The organism is Candidatus Infernicultor aquiphilus, from assembly GCF_002784285.1.
GTDB lineage: Bacteria > Atribacterota > Phoenicimicrobiia > Phoenicimicrobiales > Phoenicimicrobiaceae > Infernicultor > Infernicultor aquiphilus.
On the sequence record NZ_PFKO01000197.1, the window covers coordinates 1 to 1,043 of the forward strand.

Consider the following 1,043-nt stretch of genomic DNA (forward strand, 5'->3'; position numbering starts at 1 on the left):
ACAACAGAAAGACAACAGAAGTTCAAAAACGATACAACAAAAAGACACTAACAATAATGATAATAATATAAATAATGAAAATAATACAAGAGATACTACTGCTCGGAGTGATAAATCACTTCAAGCTAAAGCAATTATAAATTTTACTTTTGAAACTAACAAATGGGAAAATATAACCAGTGAAGATATAGATATCTGGAAAGAAGCTTATCCAGCTTGTGATATTAATTTAGGACTAAAGCAAATGAGATCCTGGCTTATTGCTAATCCAAAAAAGAAAAAGAAAAACTATAGACGGTTTATAACAAATTGGCTTAGCAGGTGGCAGGAAAAAGGGGGAAGCACAAAAAGTGAAAAATATGAAGAAGATGCCTCAGAAAAATACAGAACAGTTTAATGCTTTAAAAACAGGCAGGATAAATACCATACCAATATTTGATGGTGAACTTGAATTAGATATACTTGCAAACATAGCTTTTAATCCTAAGTTGCAACATAAAATTTTATATTTAACTGAAGATGATTTTTATTCACCTGTAGCTATTAATATTTACAGTATTTTTTATGCTTTATATAAAAAAGAAAATGTAATTGATATTTCAGCGGTAAGAAAACAAATAAGCTTCTATCACCTGGTGAATAGGCAATACTCAGTTATACCATCGCAATTTGATTTGCAGCTAAAAAAATTAAAAGAACTAACATATAAAAGAATCTTACAGGATATAGCATACAGGATAACTATTATGGTTGAGGAAGGAAAGGGTGTAGATGAGATAAGAAATTTTTATGACAGCAGTATGAGGAAGGTTGTTATAAAAAAAGATGAATTAGATGTTGATGAAGAATTTGAAAATTATATAACACAAAAAAGCTTACCGGTGATTAAGACTGGCTTTCCAAAACTTGATAGATTTACCGGGGGCTTTATGAGAGGTACCTACAGTATTATAGCTTCTGCTCAGGGAGTAGGGAAATCTACCCTACTGTTAAATTTCCTTTCTTATATTTGCGGAAAACAAAATAAGAAAGTTTTATATATA

At 30.0% G+C, this 1,043-nt stretch carries 1 protein-coding gene and 1 pseudogene; both read left to right on the forward strand.

Going from position 1 to position 1,043, the window contains the following annotated elements; genetic code table 11:
- A pseudogene (locus COZ07_RS05215) lies at window positions 1-397 on the forward strand (hypothetical protein); the annotation flags it as partial.
- Window positions 360-1,043, forward strand: a 684-nt coding sequence (locus COZ07_RS05220; protein WP_406607524.1) for a DnaB-like helicase C-terminal domain-containing protein, incomplete at its 3' end; no start/stop codon positions are given. The pseudogene COZ07_RS05215 and the gene COZ07_RS05220, both read left to right, overlap by 38 nt.